Origin of the sequence: Clostridium mucosae (genome assembly GCF_024622765.1) — a bacterium.
Lineage (GTDB): Bacteria > Bacillota > Clostridia > Clostridiales > Clostridiaceae > Clostridium.
This window is the reverse complement of the sequence record NZ_JANKAF010000059.1, coordinates 1-1,385: the sequence shown is the minus strand read 5'-3', so window position 1 is coordinate 1,385 and position 1,385 is coordinate 1. Positions and strand designations below refer to the sequence as shown.

4 protein-coding genes are annotated in these 1,385 nt (G+C 26.6%); all 4 read left to right on the top strand.

All coding sequences use genetic code 11. The annotated features are described in order from the left end of the window. Positions 1-39: 39 nt before the first annotated feature. Positions 40-258 carry a hypothetical protein gene (locus NSA50_RS19675; RefSeq protein WP_257448248.1) on the top strand — a complete coding sequence of 73 codons (219 nt, stop codon included), beginning with the start codon at positions 40-42 and terminating at the stop codon, positions 256-258. Between the two features lie 77 nt (positions 259-335). Continuing rightward, entirely contained in the window at positions 336-533 is a 198-nt protein-coding gene (locus tag NSA50_RS19670; RefSeq protein ID WP_257448245.1) for a hypothetical protein, read from the top strand. Positions 534-962: 429 nt separating this feature from the next. Beyond that, a complete protein-coding gene (locus NSA50_RS19665; protein WP_257429872.1) occupies positions 963-1,181 on the top strand; it encodes a hypothetical protein in 219 nt (72 codons plus the stop codon). Positions 1,182-1,203: 22 nt separating this feature from the next. Beyond that, a partial coding sequence (locus tag NSA50_RS19660; RefSeq protein ID WP_257448243.1) for a YdcP family protein occupies positions 1,204-1,385 on the top strand: 182 nt, incomplete at its 3' end.

Here is a 1,385-nt window from a genome sequence, read left to right as displayed (position 1 = left end):
TTTGATGTAGTACAAGCTTTTATATAAGGAGTTGATGTTGTGAATCAATATAAAATATTTTTATCTGCTATAGATACAAAGATAAAGGATAGATCAAGACTTAGAATTGACCTTTATGGAGATATGAAGATTAAAGATGTTAAGGAGTTGAAAGATTTTAATATTAAGTATTGTTTTAAAGGACATGATGATTTTGTATCAATTAAAGGGAAAATGATACCACGTAAAGTAAGATACATACAGGTTTTTAAAAGATGATTAAATATTTTTAGAGTTTGCACAGTTTAAAGTTGTGAAAGCAATAAATACTTTAAATAAAAATAAGGGGTTATTAGATGTTAGATGAAAAAGAAATAGTAAGACTATTAAAGGAATCTCTGAAAAGCTATATAAAATGTTTAGAAAAGAATGACTTTGATTTTTTAGAATTTAAGGGAGAAATAAAAGCGTACATAAATGTATTAAATAGAGAAGATTTAAAAGTTAGCTTTTTAGATATGATCAAAGCTAAAGATTTATTAAATAAAATATAATATTAAATTCTAAGAGATGATTAAATATTTTTAGAGTTTACATAGTTTAAGATTGTAAACTCAAAAAAGTATTTAATTAATGAATACTTTAAATAAAAATAAGGAGGTGGTATATGAAGTAAGATATAGCTTTTAAAAATAAATATTAAGGGAAGCGTGTAAATCCAATATCATCACGCAGTCGAGCGATAAGAGATAGTTACTAGCCTTTGAAGGGAGTGAGTTTTAGTTGGGGTTGTATATCTTACCAAGAGCTACCGAAGTGTGGTTTTAGCAGTATTGCGGGGGTCGTTGTCGGCAGGAGAGAACTTGCGATTATGTTTTTTATTCAGACCAACTGAAATCAATTGGGTTCCTTAAACTTGCTTTAAGGGTTCCTATTGATTGAAGGCGGTAGTAACTGCTTAATATTCTTGAATATGTGATGATATGGGAATTGATGATATGAAAATTATAGATATAAAAATAAAAAGAATTAGTTTTGATGAATATGTTTTTAAGGTAAGACATAAAAAAGGAAAAATATTATGTGTAAATGATAAATATTATTTAGTTGATAAAAATAATAAAAGAATTTCGGGAATATGTAATGATGTACATTCATGTATTTATAAATTTATAAAAAAAGAAAAATTAATATTAAATTAAAAGAAATTGGAGGAGTTTAATTATGGCAACAATGAAAATATGTCCAGATATAAATAAAACGTTTGGAGAATTAATGTATTTAGGTAAAGAGGAAAGGTTTCACTATAAAGATGGTGTTAAGACAGATGTGTTGAAGTCAGTAACATATAAATTAGCTTCATCAGCACAAGGTGGAGAAGTTCCAGTAACTGTGAACTTTGGTGA